Source organism: Streptomyces sp. NPDC058470, from assembly GCF_042721055.1.
In the GTDB taxonomy this organism is placed as follows: Bacteria; Actinomycetota; Actinomycetes; order Streptomycetales; family Streptomycetaceae; genus Streptomyces.
Window position 1 is genome coordinate 1 of the sequence record NZ_JBHXMF010000065.1, and the last position, 19143, is coordinate 19143.

The following is a 19143-nucleotide window of genomic DNA, read 5'->3' on the forward strand; positions in this document are numbered from 1 at the left end:
GCGCCACACCCTCACCAGCGATGAACAACTCACCCGCCACCCCGACAGGGACCAACCGCAGCCGACCATCCAGCACATACACCTGGGTGTTCGCGATCGGACCGCCGATCGGCGCCCGCCCATCCCCCGCCAACAGCGCGGCCGTCGACCAGATAGTCGTCTCCGTCGGCCCGTACAGATTCCACGCCGACACACCCGCACCCGCCAGAACCGCCGCAAGCCCACCGTCCAGCGCCTCCCCGCCCACCAGAATCCGCAGACCCTCCAACGCCCCCGCATCAACCTCCGCCAACGCACGCCACAAACCAGGCGTCGCCTGCATCACCGACACCCGCTCAGCACGCACCAACCGGCCCAACTCCACCGGATCCCGCACCACATCACGATCGGCGACCACCACCACGGCGCCCGACACCAACGGCAAAAACACCTCCAACAACGAGATGTCGAACCCGAACGTCGTCACCGCCAGCCACCGCTCGCCCACCGCCAACCCCACCCGCGACCCCATCGACCACAAGAAGTTCCGCAACGCACCATGCGACACCACCACACCCTTGGGCCGCCCCGTCGAACCCGACGTATACAACACATACGCCGCATCCCCAGCCGACACCTCACAAGCATTCACCAGCTCACCGGCCGAACCCACCTCATCCAGGAACACCACCGGCCCCCCGAAACCCTCGGGCAGCGCGTCCGCACACGCACGCACCGACAACACCACCGCCGGAGCCGCATCCGACAACACGAAACCGATCCGCTCCACCGGAAAATCAAGATCCACCGGCACGAACGCCCCACCCGCAAGACCCACACCCACCATCGCCACCACCGCCTCCACCGAACGCGGCACCGCCAACGCCACCACCGAACCACGACCCACACCCAGACCGCTCAACACATTCGCCACACCCACCGCACGCGACCACAACTCCCCATACGACAACGACACACCCCCACACACCACAGCCACCGCATCCGGAGAAACCCCCACCCGCTCCCCCAACCACACCGGCACCACACCCACCGGCACCACCACACCCGTCGCACTCCACCCACCCGACAACCGCTCACACTCAACAGAACCAAGAACCTCGACATCCCCGATCACACGATCAGGATCGGCGACAACAGCCCGCAGCACACGCTCAAAACGTCCCAGCAGGCGATCCGCCGCCGCGCGGTCGAAGAGGTCGGGGCGGTAGTCGACGCGCACGTGCACGCCGTCGGACGTCCGGGAGACGACCAGGGTCACCGGGTAGTGCGTGGCGTCGCGTCCCTTGGCGCCGACCAGGCGCAGCCCGGACTCCGACCGGGTGGCGGCGGCCGGGTCCACCGGGTAGTTCTCCACCAACACGGCCGTGTCGAACAACTCGCCGACGCCGACGGCCGCCTGGATCTCGGCGAGGCCGATGTGCTGGTGGGGGCCCAGGTCGGACTGCTCGTTCTGTACGCGGACGAGCGCCTTGGACCAGGGCTCGTCCGGATCGAGGGTGACGCGCACGGGCACCGTGTTGATGAACAGGCCGACCATGGACTCGATCCCCGGCACGTCGGCCGGGCGGCCGGCCACGGTCGTCCCGAAGACGACGTCGTCGCGTCCGGTCAGCCGACCGAGGACGACCGCCCACGCCAGCTGGGTCACCGTGTTGAGCGTCACCGCTCCCGCCGCGGCCAGTCGAGCGAGGCCGTCCCCGAGTTCGGCCGGAAGCAGCCGCTCGACGCGCTCCGGCATCAGGGCGTCGCGACGGGCGTCGGCCGGGGCGAGACGGGTGGCCTCCTCGACACCGGACAGGGCGTGGCGCCAGGCGTTCTCCGACGCGCCGCGGTCCTGGGCGGCCAGCCACTGGAGGTAGTTCTTGTAGGGGGTCACCGGGGGCAGCGCGCTCTCCCCCTGCTCGTACACGGTGAACAGTTCGCGCAGCACGACCGGCATGGACCAGCCGTCGAGCAGGATGTGGTGGTTGGTGACGACCAGCCGGTGCAGGTCCGCCTCGCGGCGGATCAGCAGACAGCGGATCAGCGGCGGCTGCGCCAGGTCGAAGCGCTCGGCACGGTCCTGGTCCGCGAGCCGGACCAGCTCGGCCTCGCGGTCGGCGGGGGAAAGCGACGTCAGGTCGGCCTCGCGCCAGGGCAGGGCTGCCTCGCGGAGGATGAACTGCACCGGCTTGCCGGAGCGGACGTGCCTGATGCCGGCCCGAAGGTTGGCGTGCCGCCGCAGCAGTGCGGCCATGGCGTCCTTGAGCCGGCCCGCGTCCAGCGGTCCTTCGAGGTCGACGGCCAGCTGCACGACGTAGACGTCCGGGCCCTCCCCGTCATCGAGGACGGAGTGGAAGAGCAGGCCTTCCTGCAAGGGGGAGAGGGGCAGGACGCCCTCGAGTCCGGACTGCTTCCGCGCCGGTCGCCCGTTGTGCGTCACGTCAGTTCCTCCAGGTCGGCTTCGAGCTCGTCGATCTCGTCCTGGTGGAGGTCCACCAGGGAGAGGTCGGTCGTCGTCAGGCTGTCGGTGCCGCCCAGAGCGGCGGAGTGTGCGGTGCTGTACCGGGCGAGGGCTTCGAGTGCCTCGAACCACAGAGCGGCCAGTGCCCGGATGTCCGGCTCGTCGAAGAGGCACGCGGGCCAGGTCCAGGTCACGCTGAGCTCGGGACCGTCGGGCCGGTCGTGGGTGACGGCGTTGACTTCCAGGCAGTGGGCGAACGGCAGCTCGGGGTCGGCCGGTGCGATGCGGACGTCCTCGGAGGCCGCGCCCCAGTCGGCCGGGCCGGCGTTGTCGGTGCGGACGCGGCCCAGGTAGTTGAAGCCGATCTGGGGTTCGGCGCCGGCGGCGAGAATGCCGGACGTCCTGGGGTTGAGGTGGCGCAGCAGTCCGTACCCGACGCCCTTGCCGGGCACCGCGCGGATCTGCTCCTGGACGCGGCGCAGCGCGGTTCCTGCGGCGGGAGCGCCGTCCCGGATCTCGTGCCACTTGACGCCCGGGTCGAGGCGCAGCGGATGCATGGTGGTGAACCAGCCCACGGTGCGGGAGAGTTCGGCGTCGCCGTGGTCGCCACGGCCGTGGCCCTCCACGTTCAGCAGGACCGGGCCACCGCCGTCGGCGCCGCGCCTGCGGGTGCGCCGCCACTCTGCGACGGCGAGTGCGAGCCCGGTGAGCAGGACCTCGTCGGGGCCTGCCCCCGTGACGGCCGGCACGGTCGTCAGCAGCTCGGCCGTGCGATCCGTCGGGAGGGTCGCCTTGTGGTGTCGGACGGTGGCCCGGGTGTCGGCGGCGGGGTCGAGGGGGCGGGCGCCGAGTGGTGGGTCGGCCTCCGCGGCCATCCGTTCCCACAGCGGGAGTTCGGCCTCGACGGCGGCGGTGAGCGCACGGGCGGCCAGCTGCTCCGCCCAGGTCCGGAAGGAGGTGCGGACCGGTTCGAGGGCCGGCGGACGGCCCGCTTCGGCGTCGGCCCAGCAGTCCATCAGGTCGGGCACGACGACCCGCCACGACACTCCGTCGACGACGAGGTGGTGCGCGACCAGCAGGAGCCGGCCCGGGCGGTCGGCGCCCGCGTCGAACCACACGACGCGGACCATGACGCCGTTGTCGGGATCAAGTTCCCGGCGGGCTTTCTCGCCCTCCGTGGTGAGGAGTTCCGTGAGTGCGCCGTCCGGGACGGCGGAGACGTCGACCCGGCGGACGGCGTCGGCGGCGGCCGTCTTGCCGGCCGGCGGGACGTTCAGGCGCCAGGCGTCGGGGTCGGTCCGGTCGAGGCGGGCGCGCAGCAGGTCGTGGCCGTCGAGGACCGCGTGGACGGCGGTGAGCAGGGCCCGCTCGCCCAGGCCGTGCGGAGTGCGCAGGAGGATGGACTGGTTGAAGCCCTCGATCGGGCCGCCCAGTGTGCGCAGCCACTCCATGATCGGGGTGAGCGGGACGACGCCGGCGCCGTCGTCCGGCGCCCGGTCGGCGTCGGTGTCCGAGGCGGTCGCCGCGAGGGTGAGTGCCTCGACGGTCTGGTGCTGGAAGATGTCGCGCGGCGTCAGCGCGAGGCCCGCTTGGCGGGCCCGGCTGACCAGCTGGATGGAGACGATGCTGTCGCCGCCCAGGGCGAAGAAGTTGTCGTCGATCGCCACGTCGGAGACTCCGAGCAGGTCGCCGAAGAGCGCGCAGAGCAGCTGCTCCCGCTCGTTGCGCGGGGCCCGCCCGCCGCCGCCCGTGTAGTCGGGTGCGGGCAGCGCCTTGCGGTCCAGCTTCCCGGTCCGGGTGAGCGGCAGCGCCTCCAGCGGTACGAAGGCGGCGGGGACCATGTAGTCCGGCAGCCGCTCGGCGACGTGGACGCGCAGCGCCTCGGGGTCGGCGGGGGCATCTGCCACGGGTACGACATAGGCGACCAGACGCCGGTCGCCCGGCCGGTCCTCGCGTACGACGACGATGGTCTGGGCGGTGTCCCGGTGGGACGCCACCGCCGACTCGACCTCGCCGAGTTCGATCCGGAAGCCGCGCACCTTCACCTGGGCGTCGGTACGGCCGGCGAATTCGAGGGCGCCGTCCGTGCGCCACCGTACCTGGTCGCCGCTGCGGTACATGCGGGCGGCGGCGGGACCGAAGGGGTCGGCGACGAAGCGTTCCGCGGTCAGGCCGGGGCGGCCGAGGTATCCGCGGGCGAGGCCCTCGCCCGCGATGTACAGCTCGCCGGTGACGCCGGCCGGGACCGGTCGCATGCGCTCGTCGAGGACGTAGACGCGGGTGTTGTCGAGCGGACGGCCGATCGGGAAGGAGGCGCGGGCGACGTCCTCGGCGCCGATGGCGTGGTGGACCACGCACAGCGTCGTCTCGGTCGGGCCGTAGCTGTTGGTCAGCCGGGCTCCGGACGCCTGGTCCAGGACCTCGCGCACCGCGGCCGCCGAGGCCGTGTCACCGCCGACGTAGATGTCGCGGAGGTCGCGGAGGCATGCGGCGTGGTTCTCGGCGAGCAGCCGGAACACGCCCTCGCTGAACAGACCGACGGTGACCCGGTGCCGGGTCATGACGGCGGCCAGGGAGGCGATGTCGGTGGCGTCGCCGTCCGAGGCGATGATCCGTGCCCCGCTGAGGAGCGGCCCCCACAGCTCGTACGTCGAGGCGTCGAAGAAGGACGGCGAGTGCATCAGCACCCGGTCGTCCCGATCGTGGCCCCAGTAGCCGTCGCGGACCAGGCCGGTGACGTTGCGGTGGGAGACCGCAACGCCCTTGGGCTCACCGGTGGACCCGGAGGTGTACATGACGTACGCCAGCTGATCCGGGTCCGGCGGCGTCCAGGAGCGGTCACCGGTCTGGTCGGACGGGGGCAGTTCGCCGTCGACGAGGAGGACGGCGGCCCCTGCGTCCGGCACCCGTGCCGCGGTCGTGCCGTCGGCGAGGACGAGAACCGTCCCCGTGCCTTCCAGGATCTGCCGGGTCCGGGCTTCGGGGCTGCGGGTGTCGAGGGGTACGTAGACACCGCCCGCCTTGCTGACGGCGAGTGTCGCCACCACGTGGTCGGCCCGGTTGCCGAGCAGCAGGGCCACCCGGTCCTCGGGTCGCACGCCCTGGGCGAGCAGGGCCAGCGCGAGGCGATCGGAGCGCTCGTCGAGCCCGGCGTAGGTGAGCTCGGACTCGCCGTGCACCAGGGCGACGGCCTGCGGGGAACGGGCCGCCTGCTGCCGGAACAACTCGGGCAGCGAGGCGTCCGGCCGCGCGGCGGCCGTGGCGTTGCGGACCACGAGGAGTTCGTGGAGTTCCTCGTCGGAGAGGACCCGCAGGCGGCTGATCGGCAGGTCCGGGTCGGTGGCCGCGGCGGTCAGGAGGCGTTCGAGGCGGGCTGCGGCGGCCTCGGCGGTGGACCGGTCGAACAGGTCGAGGGAGTACTCGATCCGGCCGAGGACGCCGTCCGCCGCGCCGGTTTCGGTGTGGCGCTCCCACAGGCTGACGGAGAGGTCGAACTTGGCGACGGGGGCGTCCGCTCCCTCGACCGTCGCCCGCAGTCCGGGCAGGTCGATCTCGGGGCGGTCGGTGTTGTGCAGGATCAGCATGATCTGGAAGAGCGGATGCCGGGAGAGCGACCGCACCGGGTTGAGTTCCTCCACCAGTCGTTCGAAGGGCAGGTCCTGGTGGGTGTAGGCGGCCAGGTCCGTCTCTCGCACCCGGGCCAGCAGCTCCCGGAACGTGGGATCGCCCGAGGTGTCGGTGCGCAGCACCAGGGTGTTGACGAAGAACCCGACCAGGTCGTCCAGCGCCTCGTCGGCGCGGCCCGCGATCGGGGTGCCGATGGGGATGTCGACGCCTGCGCCGAGGCGGGTCAGCAGGGCGGCCAGACCGGCCTGCAGCACCATGAAGACGCTAACGCCGTCGGCCCTGGCCAGTGCCGCGAGACCGGCGTGCGTCTCGGCGTCGAGCTCCAGCGGCACCTGATCGCCGCGGTAGGTGGCGACCTCCGGGCGCGGACGGTCGGTGTACAGGTCCAGCTCCGCCGGGAGGCCGTCGAGGGCCGCCTTCCAGTGGTCGAGCTGCTCGGTCAGCCGACTGTCCGGGTCCTTCTCGTCGCCCATGAACCCGCGCTGCCACAGGGTGTAGTCGGCGTACTGCACGGGCAGCGGCGGCCAGTCCGGCGCCATGCCGCCGCAGCGTGCCGCGTATGCCTGGGACAGGTCCCTGAGCAGCGGGGTGAGCGACCAGCCGTCGGCGGCGATGTGATGCATCACCAGGACCAGAACGGCGCCGTCCTGGCCGGCGTCGCCCGCCATGGTGAGCAGCCGGGCCCGCAGCGGTGTCTGGACGGTCAGGTCGAACCCGCGCATGACGGTCTCGCTGATGGCCGCCTCCAGCTCGCCGGGGGCCACGTCGGTCTCCTCCAGCGCCGGAGCTCCCTCGACCGGGCCGAGGACATGCTGGCCGGCCACGCCCCCGGTCTCGGGAAAGACCGTGCGCAGGCTCTCGTGGCGGTGGGCGACGTCGCGCAGCGCGGCGCGCAGCGCGGCCCGGTCGAGGTCGCCGGTCAGGCGCAGGACGAGCGGGATGTGGTAGGTGGCGGCGGGTCCTTCGAGCCGGTTGAGGAACCACAGCCGGGTCTGGGCGTACGACAGCGGGACGTGCTCGCCGCGATCGGCCGGGAGCAACGCGGGCTGGCTGTTGTCGTCGGGGGCGGCGAGCCGGGCGGCGACGCCGGCGACCGTCGGTGCGTCGAAAAGCGCCTTGACTCCCACCCGCACGCCGAGGGCGCCGGCGATACGGCTGAGCAGGCGCATCGCGAGCAGCGAGTGGCCGCCCAGGGCGAAGAAGTCGTCGTCGACGCCGACGCGTTCCACGCCGAGCACGTCGGCGAAGAGGCCGCAGAGGATCTCCTCCTCCGGGGTGCGGGCGGCGCGGGCCGGCGCGGGCCCGGCGACGGACTCCGGGGCGGGCAGGGCGACCCGGTCGACCTTGCCGTTGGCGTTGAGGGGGAGTTCGTCCAAGACGACCACCGCGGTGGGCGTCAGGTACTCCGGCAGGGTCCTCGCGACGTGGGCGCGGACCCTGTCGGGCTCCACCCGCTCGCCGGGGGCGGGGACGACGTAGGCCGTCAGCCGCTTGTCGTCGCGCCGGTCCTCGCGGACCAGCGCAAGCGCCTGCCGTACTCCGGGGGCGGCCAGGAGGGCGGACTCCACCTCGCCGAGCTCGATCCGGAAGCCGCGCACCTTGACCTGCTGGTCGACGCGGCCCACGTACTCCAGGACTCCGGCGGAGTTCCAGCGGACGCGGTCGCCCGTGCGGTACATGCGTGCTCCGGGCAGCCCGAAGGGGTCGGCGACGAATCGCTCGGCGGTGCCGGCGGGTCGGCCGAGGTAGCCGCGCGCGAGGCCGGTGCCGGCGAGGTACAGCTCGCCCACGACGCCGTCGGGCACCGGGCACAGGGCCGCGTCCAGGACGTAGGCGCGGGTGTTCCACATCGGGCGGCCGAGCGGGACCGGTCCGGCGGGCAGCGGGGCGCCGGCCGGGATGCGGTGGTCGAGGACGCCGACGGTGGTCTCGGTGGGGCCGTAGTGGTTCACCACGGTGACCTGCGGATGCTCGGCGCGCCAGGCGGCGAGCTGCTCGGCGTGCAGGGCCTCGCCGCCGGTCATCAGCTCGACAGCCGGTGAGCAGTCGTCGGGCAGGGTGTCGAGGATCGGCAGGTGGCTGGGGGTGACCTTGAGGAAGGTCAGGCCGCCGGGGACGTCGAGGTGCTCGTCGAGGTCGGCGATGTAGAGGCAGCCGCCCGCGAGCAGGGTGCCGTAGAGCGTGGTCAGCCCGAGGTCGAACGAGAGCGGCGAGTGCAGCAGGGTGCGCCCGCTCAGGCCCGGGTACTCCGCGGCGCAGCGCATCACGTAGTCCACCAGGGCCCGCTGGTCGACGACGACGCCCTTGGGGGCGCCGGTGGATCCGGAGGTGTAGACGACGTATGCGGCGTCGCCGGGGCCGACGGGCGCGGTCCGGTCGGCGTCGCGGGGGTCGGTGTCGGCGCAGCGGGCGAGCGCGGCGATCGTCTCGGGGGCGTCGAGTACCAGCAGCGGGGCCGGTCCTGCGGCCATGTGCGGTGCGCTGCGCAGGGTCTCCGCAGTGGTCAGCAGCAGACCGGGGCGGGCGTCGGACAGCAGTTGTGCGACGCGGTCGCCCGGGTGCTCCGGGTCCAGTGGGAGGTAGGCGGCGCCGGCCTTGCCCACGGCAAGCATCGCCTCGACGGCGGCAGCGGACCGGGGCAACGCGAGGGCGACCAGCGTGGAGTCGTCCGCTCCGCGCTCCAGCAGCAGGTGGGCGAGGCGGTTGGCCCGGCCGTTGAGCGCGGCGTAGTCGAGTTCCACCGGGCCGCATACGACGGCGGGCCTGTCCGGGGTACGGGCGGACTGCGCTTCGAAGAGCTGCACGAGGGTGGTGTCCGGGGTGTCGTGTCCGGTGTCGTTGCGGGTGACCAGCAGCTCGTCGCGTTCGGCGCCGTCCAGGACGGCGAGGCGGCCGATGGGCCGGTCGGGGTCGGCCAACGCCGATTCGAGCAGCCGGACGAACCGGCCGGCGAGCGCCTCGACCGTGGACCGGTCGAAGAGGTCGGCCGCGTAGCCGGCCGCCGCCTCGATGCCCTGTGGTTCGCCGTGCTCGTCGTACCGCTCGGCCATGCTGAACAACAGGTCGAACTTGGCCATGTCGGGGTCGATCCGGGCGACCTCGGTGCGCAGGCAGGGGAAGTCCACCTGCGGGCGGTCCAGGTTCTGCAGGACCAGCTTGATCTGGAACAGCGGGTGGCGGTTGAGCGAGCGGCGCGGGTTGAGCGCCTCCACCAGCCTTTCGAACGGCAGGTCCTGGTGGGCGAAGGCGGCGAGGTCCGCGGCGCGGGTGCGCGCCACGAGTTCGGTGAAGGTGGGGTCGCCGCTGGTGTCGGTGCGCAGGACGAGGGAGTTGACGAAGTATCCGACCAGGTCGTCGAGGGACTCGTCCGGGCGGCCCACCACGGAGCCGCCGATGGGGACGTCGGCGCCGGCGCCGAGCCTCGTCAGCAGGGCCGCGAGCGCTGCGTGCAGCACCATGAAGGCGGTGACGCCGTGGGCGTGGGCCAGACGCAGCAGCGAGCGGTGCGTCCGGGGCCCGAGACCGAACGGCACGAGTCCGCCGCGGCCGCTGGGCAGCGCGGGCCGCGGCCGGTCCGTGGGCAGGGTGAGTTCCTCGGGCAGTCCGGCCAGCGCCCGCTTCCAGTAGGCGATCTGACCGGAGATCACGCTGTCCGGGTCGGTCTCCTCGCCGAGGGCCTCGCGCTGCCACAGGGCGTGGTCGGCGTACTGCACCGGCAGCGGCGCCCATGCCGGGGCCTGTCCGTCGAGGGCCGCCGCGTACGCCTGGCTCAGGTCGCGCGCCAGCGGCGCGGCCGACCAGCCGTCGCTCGCGATGTGGTGCACGACGACGACGAGAAGGTGCGTCTGCGGACCGAGCACCAGAAGCCGGGCCCGCAGCGGGGCCTCCCGGGTGAGGTCGAAACCTCGGCCGACGGCCTCGGCGATCAGCGCGTCCGCCTCCCGTCCGGCGGCGTCCACCACGTCCAGTCGCGGACGGGACCGTGCGGGGTCCAGGACGACCTGCCGGGGCACGCCGTCGGCCTCGGGAAAGACGGTGCGCAGGCTCTCGTGCCGTTCCGTCACCCGGAGCAGGGCCTGCTCCAGGGCCGGGACGTCGAGGTCGCCGGACAGCCGCAGCACCAGGGGGATGTTGTAGGTGCCGTCGGCCGGGTCCATCCTGTTGAGGAACCACAGGCCGCGCTGGGCGTACGACAGCGGCAGCGCCTCGGGCCGGTCACCGCGCACCGGCCGGCTGCGGGCCGGGCCGGCGGTCGGGATCCGGGCGGCCAGGCCCGCGACCGTGGGCGCCTCGAACAGCGCGGCCACGTCCAGGTCCACGGCGAGGGCGGCGCGGACCCTGGCCAGGAGACGGGTGGCCAGCAGGGAGTGGCCGCCCAGCATGAAGAAGTCGTCGTCGACGCCGACACGCTCAAGTCCGAGCATCTCCGCCCAGAGCCCGCAGAGGATCTCCTCCTGCGGGGTGCGGGGCTCGCGGCGCACCGCTGTGGTGAAGTCGGGGGTGGGCAGGGCCTTGCGGTCGGTCTTGCCGTTCGGTGTGAGCGGCAGCGCGGGCAGCGGCACGAGCACGGCCGGAACCAGGTGTTCGGGCAGTGCCGCGGCCAGCGCCTCCCGGACGCCGGTGACGTCCTGCGTACCCACCACGTAGCCGACGAGCTGGTGGTGTCCGCCGGGACCGGGCACCACGGCGGCCACGGCGTCGGTGACGCCCGGGTGGTCGCGCAGGTGTGCCTCGACCTCGCCCAGTTCGATGCGCTGGCCTCGGATCTTCACCTGGGCGTCGCGGCGGCCGATGAACTCCAGCTGCCCGTCGGGACGGTGGCGGACCCGGTCTCCGGTGCGGTACATGAGGCTGCCGTCGGCGGCGAACGGATCGGGGACGAACGTGGCCGCCGTCCGGCCGGGGTCGCCGAGGTAGCCACGGCCGACTCCGACGCCCGCCGCGTACAGGTCCCCGGGGGTGCCGACCGGGACCGGCCGCAGTTCGTCGCTGAGGACGTACAGCCTGGTGTTGCGGATCGCCCGGCCGATCGGGGCGGTGATCCTGTGCTCGTCCAGGGTGTCCGGAGTGATGACGGCGTGGGTGACGTCGTCGGAGCACTCGGTGGGGCCGTACGCGTTCATCATCGGGATGCCGGGAAAGCGCGCGAACCAGCGCCTGCACAGCTCGGTCGGCAGTTCCTCGCCGGTGACGACCAGCCACCGCAGGGCGGCCGGCTCCGGGACGTCGGCGCCCTCGTCCCAGACGTCGAGCGCCGCGCGCAGCAGGGACGGCACGACCTCCAGGACGGTGACCTCGTCGTGGGCGACCGTGCGGAACAGACCCAGCGGGTCCGCGACGAGGAGCTGTCCCACGGCGAGTACGCGGCCGCCGGTGAGCAGCGGGGCGATCATCTGCCAGACCGAGACGTCGAAGGTCAGGGGCGCATTCTGGACGACCGTGTCGGCGGCGGTCAGGGCGAGGTCGTCCACCTTGGCGAGCAGGTGGTTGTTCATGCCCCGGTGGTGCACCATCGCGCCCTTGGGACGGCCGGTGGAGCCGGAGGTGAAGATGACATAGGCGAGTCGGGCCCCGTCCGGGGTTCGGGACACGGGGTGCGCGGCGCCGTCGAAGGGGCCGACCACGGGCATCGCCTCGGCGCTCGCGCCGTCGGCGGCGACGATGCGGTCCGCCGCCTCCGCGTGTCCGGGACCGGACAACAGCCATCCGGCGTGCGCGTCGGCGAGCAGGGACGCCGACCGCTCCATGGGGGCCCCGGCGTCGAGCGGGAGGTAGGCGGCGCCGACGGCCTGGATGCCGAGGAAGGCCGTGACGGCCGCGCTACCGCGGTCGGCGAGGACGGCGACCACCGTGTCCGGTCCCGCGCCCCGTGCGCGCAGTCGCAGGGCCAGCTCGTCGACGCGGTCCATGAGCGTCCGGTAGGTGACGTCTCCGTCGTCGGCGGTGACGGCCACGGCGTCGGGACGCTCGGCGGCGACCTCGCGGACGCGGTCCACGACGTCGGTCAGGGACTCGGGGGCGCTGGTGCTGTTCCACTCCACCAGCAGCTGGTCCGCCTCGTCGGCGGAGAGGATCGGGGCGCTGCCGATACGGGTTCCGGGAGCCGACGAGGCGGCTTCGGCAAGCCGGGCGAAGCGGGCCAGGAACGCTTGCGCGCTCTGTCGTTCGAGCAGGTCGGTACGGAACTCCAGCGCGACGAGGACGCCGTCCTCGTCGCCGGCCGGGGTGCGCTTCTCCCGTACGTTGAACGACAGGTCGAACTTGGCGGTGCCGGTCGGCACGTCGAGCAGGCCGAGGGCGAGGCCTTCGACGACGGGCAGGGCACGCTGCGAGCTGTCCATCGCGATCATGACCTGGAACAGCGGGTGCCTGGACATCGAGCGGGCGGGGTTGACCACCTCGACCAGCCGCTCGAAGGGAAGCTCCTGGTGTGCGTAGGCGCCGAGGTTGCTCTGCCGGATCCGGGCGAGCAGCTCTTCGAACGTGGGGTCGCCCGAGGTGTCGGTGCGCAGGACGAGGGTGTTGGCGAAAAAGCCGACGAGGCCGTCGAGGGCGTCCTCGGGGCGGCCGGTCACGGGGGTGCCGACGGCGATGTCGGCGCCGGCGCCATGCCGGGTCAGCAGTGCCGCCACGACGGCCTGGACCACCATGAACATGCTGGTGCCGGTCGCGCGGGCCAGCTCGTCGAGCCGGCGGTGGGTCCGCGCGTCGAGGTCCAGGGTGACGAGGTCCGCGGGGGGCGCGGAGGCGGCCGTCCTGGTGCGGTCGGCGGGCAGCTCCGCATGATCGGGCAGGCCTTCAAGGCGCTGTGACCAGAAGGCGATCTGGCGGGCTGCCGTACCGTCCGGGTCGTTCTCGTCGCCGAGGGCCGAGCGCTGCCAGGCGGCGTAGTCGGCGTACTGCACGGCGAGCGGTTCCTGTCGGGGCGCCGTCCCTGCTCGGCGGGCCCGGTAGGCGTCCATGAGGTCGTGCAGCAGCGGGCCGAGCGAACCCGCGTCGGCCGCGATGTGGTGCAGCAGGAGCAGGAGTACGTGCCGCTCGGGGGCAAGCGCGAACAGGGTGGTGCGCAGTGGGGCTTCGGCGGTGAGGTCGAAGCGGTGGCCGACGGCGGCGGACAGCTCCTCGTCGAGGGTGTCGTCGGTCACCGGCCGGACGGCGAACCGCGGGGCGGTGTCGGCGGGCAGGATGTGCTGGGCGGCCACGCCGTCGGCCTGCCGGTACACCGTGCGCAGGATCTCGTGCCGGTGGGTGAGGTCGCCAACCGCCGACTGCAGCGCCTGTCGGTCGAGTTCGCCGTCGAGGGTGAGGGCGAGCGGGATGTTGTAGGCGGCGCTGGGGCCCTCGAACTGGTCGAGGAACCACAGGCGTTGCTGGGCGTAGGACAGGGCGAGGTCGCCGGTCCGCGGCGTCCGGGTCAGGGCGGGCCGTGCGGCCGCGGGGCCGCCCAGTCGTCCGGCGAGCCGCCGCACGGAGGGCGCCGCGAAGATCTCCGCCACGCCGCAGTCGACGCCGAGTTCGGCGCCGACGCGCCGGGCCAGCTGAGCGGCCATGAGGGAGTGGCCGCCCAGCATGAAGAAGTCGTCGTCGGCGCCGACGGTCTCCAGTCCGAGTGCTTCGGCGAACAGCGTGCACAGCGCGTGCTCGCGCGGGGTGCTTGGCTCACTGCGGACACCGGTGGCCGCAGGGCCCGGGTCGGGCAGTGCCCGGTGGTCGACCTTGCCGTTCGGGGTGACCGGAATCGCGCCGACGACGGTCAGGGTCGTGGGCGCCAGGTAGCCGGGCAGGACGTCGGCCAGGGCCTCGCGCAGGGCCGCGAGGTCCAGCTCGGCGCCGGGCTCGGCGGGGACGACGTAACCGGCCAGGGCAGGGGCCCCGGTGGCGTCGCGCCGTACCGTCACCGCGGCCTGGCCGACGGCGGGCTGCCGCAGCAGCGCCGCCTCCGCCTCCCCGGGCTCGACGCGGTAGCCGCGGATCTTGACCTGGTCGTCGGCGCGGCCGATGAACTCCAGGGAGCGGTCCGGGAGTCGGCGGACCAGGTCCCCGGTCCGGTACATGCGCTCCCCGGGGCGGCCGAAGGGGTTCGCGACGAACCGCTCGCCGGTCAGCGCGGAGCGGCCCAGATAGCCACGGGCAAGGCTGGGTCCGGCCACGTACAGCTCGCCGGTGACGCCGGGCGGCACGGGCAGCAGGGCGCTGTCGAGGACGTACACCCGGGTGTCGGCGATGGGCTCGCCGATGGGGGGCGTGCGGGTCCCGTCGAGCGCCTCGCTCATCGTGGCGCACACGGTGGTCTCGGTCGGTCCGTAACCGTTGACGAACACCCGTCCCGGCGCCCAGCGGGACACGAGTTCCCCGGAGGCGGCCTCGCCGGCCACCAGGATGGTCAGACCGGCCGGCAGGTCGCCCTCGGGGTTCAGCACGGCGAGCGACGAGGGCGGCAGGATGGCGTGGGTGATCCAAGCCTCGCGGGTGAACGCAGCCAGCGGGTCGCCGGGCAGCAGCCGTTCGCCCGGAGCCAGTACGAAGGTCGCGCCGGCGAGCAGGCCCATGCACAGCTCGGGCACCATCGCGTCGAAGCCCGTCGACGCGAACTGCAGGACTCTGCTGCCGGGGCGGACGCCCAGCCGCCGGATGAACGTCTCGGCCAGTCCGGGGATGCCGGTGTGGGTGACCAGGACGCCCTTGGGACGGCCGGTCGATCCCGAGGTGTAGATGACGTAGGCGGTGTTGCCCGCGGTCAGCGCGGCCGTGCGGTCCTCGTCCGTCGGGTCGTGGTCCGCCGCGGCGGACAACTCGGCCCGGGTGGCCGGGTCGTCGAGCGCGAGCGTGGCGAGGCCCGCCGCCCGGGCGGGCGCTCCCGTACCGGCGTCGACCAGGACGCACACGGGGGTCGCGTCGCCGAGAATGTGCTCGACGCGTGCCGCGGGGTAGGCCGGGTCCACGGGGACGTACGCGGCGCCCGCCTTGACCACGGCCAGCAGCGCGACGACGAACTCGGCCGAGCGGGGCAGCAGCAGGGCGACCCGGTCCTCGGGGCCCACGCCGCGCGCGATGAGGAGCCGGGCGAGCCGGTTGGCGCGCCGGTTCAGCTCCGCGTAGTCGAGCACCGTGTCCTCGTACTGGAGCGCGGGGGCGTCGGGCGACTCGCGGACCTGTCGCTCGAAGAGGTCGGCCAGGGTGGGCGCGGGCCGGCCGTCGGCCGTCGGCGCGTCCGCCCGTACGGGGCGGGCGACGACGTCCGCGAGCTCGTCGTCGCCGAGCAGGCCGAGCAGGCCGACGGGCGTGCCGGGGTCTTCGAGGGCCCTGGCCACCCGGCCGATGAAGGCCAGGTAGCGGTCCTGGTGGGCGGCGAGTTCGGCGGAGGTGTACAGCTCGGGGTGGGCGTCGAAGTCCACCCGGATGCCGTCGCCGTCGCCGCGGTCGTAGACCGAGACGGCGAGGTCCTCGATGAGCCTCAGCGACATGTTGTGGGCGTTGACCCGGCTGCCCGCGAAGCGCAGGTCGTAGTCGAACGGCACGACGTTGATCAGCGGCCCGAAGAACCGCCGGTGGTCGTTGGGCAGGCCCAGGTCGCGCCGTAGGTCCTCGCCCCGGTAGCGCTGGTGCGCCGAGACGCCGCGCAGGGCGACGCGGGTCCGCTCCAGCAGCTCGGCCACGGTGGTGGCGTCGTCGACGGTGACCCGCAGCGGCACGACGTTGGCCGCCATGCCCGGGGCCCTGCGCGATCGCGGGCCCGGCCGCGCGGTGACCGGCAGGCCGAGCACGACGTCGGTGCTGCCGGTCATGCGGTGCAGATAGGCGAGAGTGGCGGCGATGACGATCCGGGACCGTGCGGTGCCGGCCCGCTCCGCCGCCCGCACCAGCTCGTCCTGGACATCCTGCGGCAGATACGCGCTGCGGCGCACGAAGTCCGCGGAGGGAACGAGGGGGTGGGCCGACAGGGCGATCGGCTCCGGCAGGTCGGCGAACTGCCCACGCCAGAACTCGCGGTCGGCGGTGAACTCCCCGGACGTGCGGTAGGCGGCGTCCTCAGCGAGGAGGGTGCGGACGGAGGTGAACGGGGCGGGCTCGGGCTCGGCGCCGGCGACGAGCGCGGTGTAGAGGTCCGCCACCCGACGGACCAGCAGTGCGGCGCCCACGCCGTCCAGCAGGATGTGGTGGTAGGCGTGGTACCAGAAGCAGCGGTCCCGCGAGATCTGGAAGAGCGCGTAGGTGAACAGCGGAGCGGCGGTCAGGTCGATCCTTCTGCGCAGATCGCGGTCCATCCACTCCTCGGCCGCGCGCCGGGGGTCGTCCTCGCCGGAGACGTCGACGATGTGCAGCCGCCAGTCCGGCTCGGCGCCCACCGTCTGGCGGGGGCCGTCCTCGGTGTCGACGAACCTGATGTGCAGCGCGTCCGCCTCGGCGGTCATCCGACGCAGCGCCTGTTCGAACAGCCCGGTGTGCACAGGGCCGTGGATCTCCAGGTACTCCGCCGCCCGGAAGATCGGACTCTCGGGCTGGACGGCCTGCGCGAACCACACCCCTGCCTGTGCGCCCGTGAGGGGAAGCAGCTGCTCGCCGTCGGCAAAAGCGCCGTCGGCAAAAGACAGAGACGGATCCATTATTCCTCGCCATTCACCTACGGTTGCACCGGAAGGGAAGTCCCTTTGGGGGAGACTAGCTCGCCCCCGCTCCACCCAGCTGGACAGCTGCTATACGCCAACCTGCCCCTTTCCAGGGAAGCTTGGGTGTGCGAGAAAGGGTGGGTCGAGGTCATCCCTTTAGCAGGAGATCAATCATGTCCACAACCCTTCCGATGAGTCATCAATTCATCGGCGAAACAGCAGGTGACACCCGAAGTGCCTTATTGGCGCGGGTAGAGCAGCGTATTCATGAATTCCTCGCCGAGGAGCGCCGCGCATGGGCGGCGCTGAACCCGGATTCAACGGAACTGATCGACTGTGTGGCCCGGATGGTGGGCAGCGGCGGCAAGCGGCTCCGCCCCGGCTTCTGCATCGCCGGTTATCTGGCCGGCGGCGGCGATCCGGACGCCGAGGTCATCGTCGATGTGGCGGCGGCCCTGGAACTGCTGCACACCTTCGCGCTGCTCCACGACGACGTCATGGACGACTCGGGGCTGCGCCGCAACGAGCCGACCGCGCACAGCCTGCACTCCTCGCTGCACCGGGAGCGCGGCTGGCGGGGGGAGCCCCGCCGGTACGGCGAGAACGTGGCCATACTCGCGGGCGATCTCGCCCTCGTCTACGCGGAGCGGCTGCTCGCCGGCTGCCCGCCGCACGCACGCCGCATCTGGGCAGGACTGTGCACGGAGCTGATGATCGGTCAGTTCCTGGACGTCCGGGCCGCGGCCCGGTTCGTGCCCGACCCGGAGCTGTCCAGCTGGATCGCGCTGTTCAAGTCGGGCCGCTACACGGTCTACCGTCCATTGGCGATGGGCGCCGAACTCGCCTGTTCCGGGCACCTGTTGGGCACGTTCGAGGAGTACGGACTGGCCGTCGGCGAGGCGTTCCAACTGCGCGACGACCTGCTCGACGCCTTCGGCCATGCTGAGCTGACGGGCAAGCCGACCCGACTGGACTTCAAGCAGCACAAGATGACCCTGCTCATGTCGATCGCGCTGCGCCATGAGTCCGAGGTGCGGGAGCTGGTCGGCGACGACCTCGCGGGCGCCGACCCCGACCGGCTGCACGAAGCCCTCGTCAGGACCGGCGTGCGCGACCGTGTCGAGGCGGTCATAGCAGAGCGGATCGACGCCGCCGCTGCCGCCGCCGCGGCGGTCCTCGACAAGGAATGGGCGGCGGAACTCCACGACATGGCCAGGAAGGCCGCCTACCGTGACAAGTGACCTGGTCGCGACGGGCGACACGGTCCGGGCCGCCTCGGGCAGACTGACATCCGACGGAGTCGTCGCCGACTGGGAGTTCGCCGCGGTCCCGGACGCCATGGCGGATCTCTGGGACTCGGTCTCCCCCGTGGCGGGCCTGAGCACGTTCACGGCGGCCCTGTCGCAGGGGCGTGGACCGGACCCGGCCGTGCGGCTCCGCGTCCGCGCCGGGGACGCCTACCGAAGGCCACGGGACGAGCCGCCGCACGTGCCCGGCGGCCCGTGGGCCTCATACACCGAGCGGGAGAGCGCTCGGCGGATCCATTGGCCGGCCAGGGAGGCGTCGGCCACCGCGGGACTGCTGACGGCCTCGTCCAGCGGGCTGGCGGGCGCCGGGACGGCCGGGAACGGGCACGCGCGGACCCTCGTGGAGGTCTCGGCGAGCAATGAGTCCTTCCGGCGAAAGCTGTTCCGGATGTCGCTGATCGCCCCGCTGATGCTGACCGGCGGTGTGGCTCTGGTGCACGGGGTCGCCCTCGCCCGCGACGGGTTCACCGTGCTGCTCGTCGGGGACTCGGGCGCGGGCAAGAGCACCCTCGGCCTCGCGGCCTTCGCCCGTGGATGGCACGTCGTCGCGGAGGATCTGGTGTTCGTGTCGGCGGGCCGGAACGTCGTGCCGCTGTTCCTCTCCGGGGCCTGGGAGTGCCGGGCGCACCCGGCGGACCGTGCGCTGATCTCGCGGATCACGGGAACGGAACTGCGCGGACGCGACTCCGGCCTGCCCGAGGACCATCGAGGGCGGACCTGCTTCTTCCCGGTCCCCGCGTCGGACGAGCCCCCGCCCGTGCGGCCACACCCCATCGACCTGCTCGTCTTCGTCGACCGGAACGGAAACGCTCCGGTCGCCGAGGGGCAGCGCGTCGGCCAGGTCCTGGGCGCCGGCCCGCGGAGCACGCTCGGCGCGGTGGCGAAGCTGCTCCGTCTCGACTTCTCCGGAGTGGTGCGCGAGACAGAGGAGACCCTGCGCGGTCTCGTCGACCGCCTGCCGCGGCGCCTCTTCGCGGTGTCGGGCCGACCGGCGGACGATGTGCGGGCGTTCCTGGAGTCCCTCGACCGGTGGGCGGACGTCGGCGCCCGGTCCTGAGGCCGGTGCGCCGACGCCCGGGGGCGGCCCGGTGGCGCCGCCCCCCGGCGTAGGACCATGCACCCCACCGCGGAAGCGTGCGCCGACCACAAAGCCACCCCA

Annotated in this window: 4 protein-coding genes; 2 read left to right on the forward strand and 2 right to left on the reverse strand. The window is 72.9% G+C overall.

Going from position 1 to position 19143, the window contains the following annotated elements:
- Both ACFWP7_RS35140 and ACFWP7_RS35145 read right to left on the reverse strand, forming a co-directional pair.
- Positions 1 to 2422, reverse strand: a 2422-nt coding sequence (locus tag ACFWP7_RS35140; protein ID WP_384390160.1) for a condensation domain-containing protein, incomplete at its 3' end; no start/stop codon positions are given.
- The gene (locus ACFWP7_RS35145; protein WP_384390163.1) at positions 2419 to 16674 is read right to left on the reverse strand and encodes an amino acid adenylation domain-containing protein; all 14256 of its coding nucleotides are present in this window, start codon (positions 16672 to 16674) and stop codon (positions 2419 to 2421) included. The genes ACFWP7_RS35145 and ACFWP7_RS35140, both read right to left, overlap by 4 nt.
- A gap of 176 nt (positions 16675 to 16850) precedes the next feature.
- Between ACFWP7_RS35145 and ACFWP7_RS35150 the strand changes: the two genes are divergently transcribed.
- Together ACFWP7_RS35150 and ACFWP7_RS35155 are read left to right on the forward strand one after the other, a co-directional pair.
- A complete protein-coding gene (locus ACFWP7_RS35150) occupies positions 16851 to 17918 on the forward strand; it encodes a polyprenyl synthetase family protein (protein ID WP_384390166.1) in 1068 nt (355 codons plus the stop codon).
- Complete coding sequence (locus tag ACFWP7_RS35155) at positions 17908 to 19041, forward strand: hypothetical protein (protein ID WP_384390169.1); 1134 nt, start codon at positions 17908 to 17910, stop codon at positions 19039 to 19041. The genes ACFWP7_RS35150 and ACFWP7_RS35155 overlap by 11 nt, the downstream gene beginning before the upstream one ends.
- Positions 19042 to 19143 lie beyond the last annotated feature (102 nt).

Bases quoted from the DNA above. Each gene is read 5' to 3' on its own strand.
- ACFWP7_RS35145 (WP_384390163.1), bottom strand. From the start codon at position 16,674: ATGGATCCGTCTCTGTCTTTTGCCGACGGCGCTTTTGCCGACGGCGAG.
- ACFWP7_RS35150 (WP_384390166.1), top strand. From the start codon at position 16,851: ATGTCCACAACCCTTCCGATGAGTCATCAATTCATCGGCGAAACAGCA.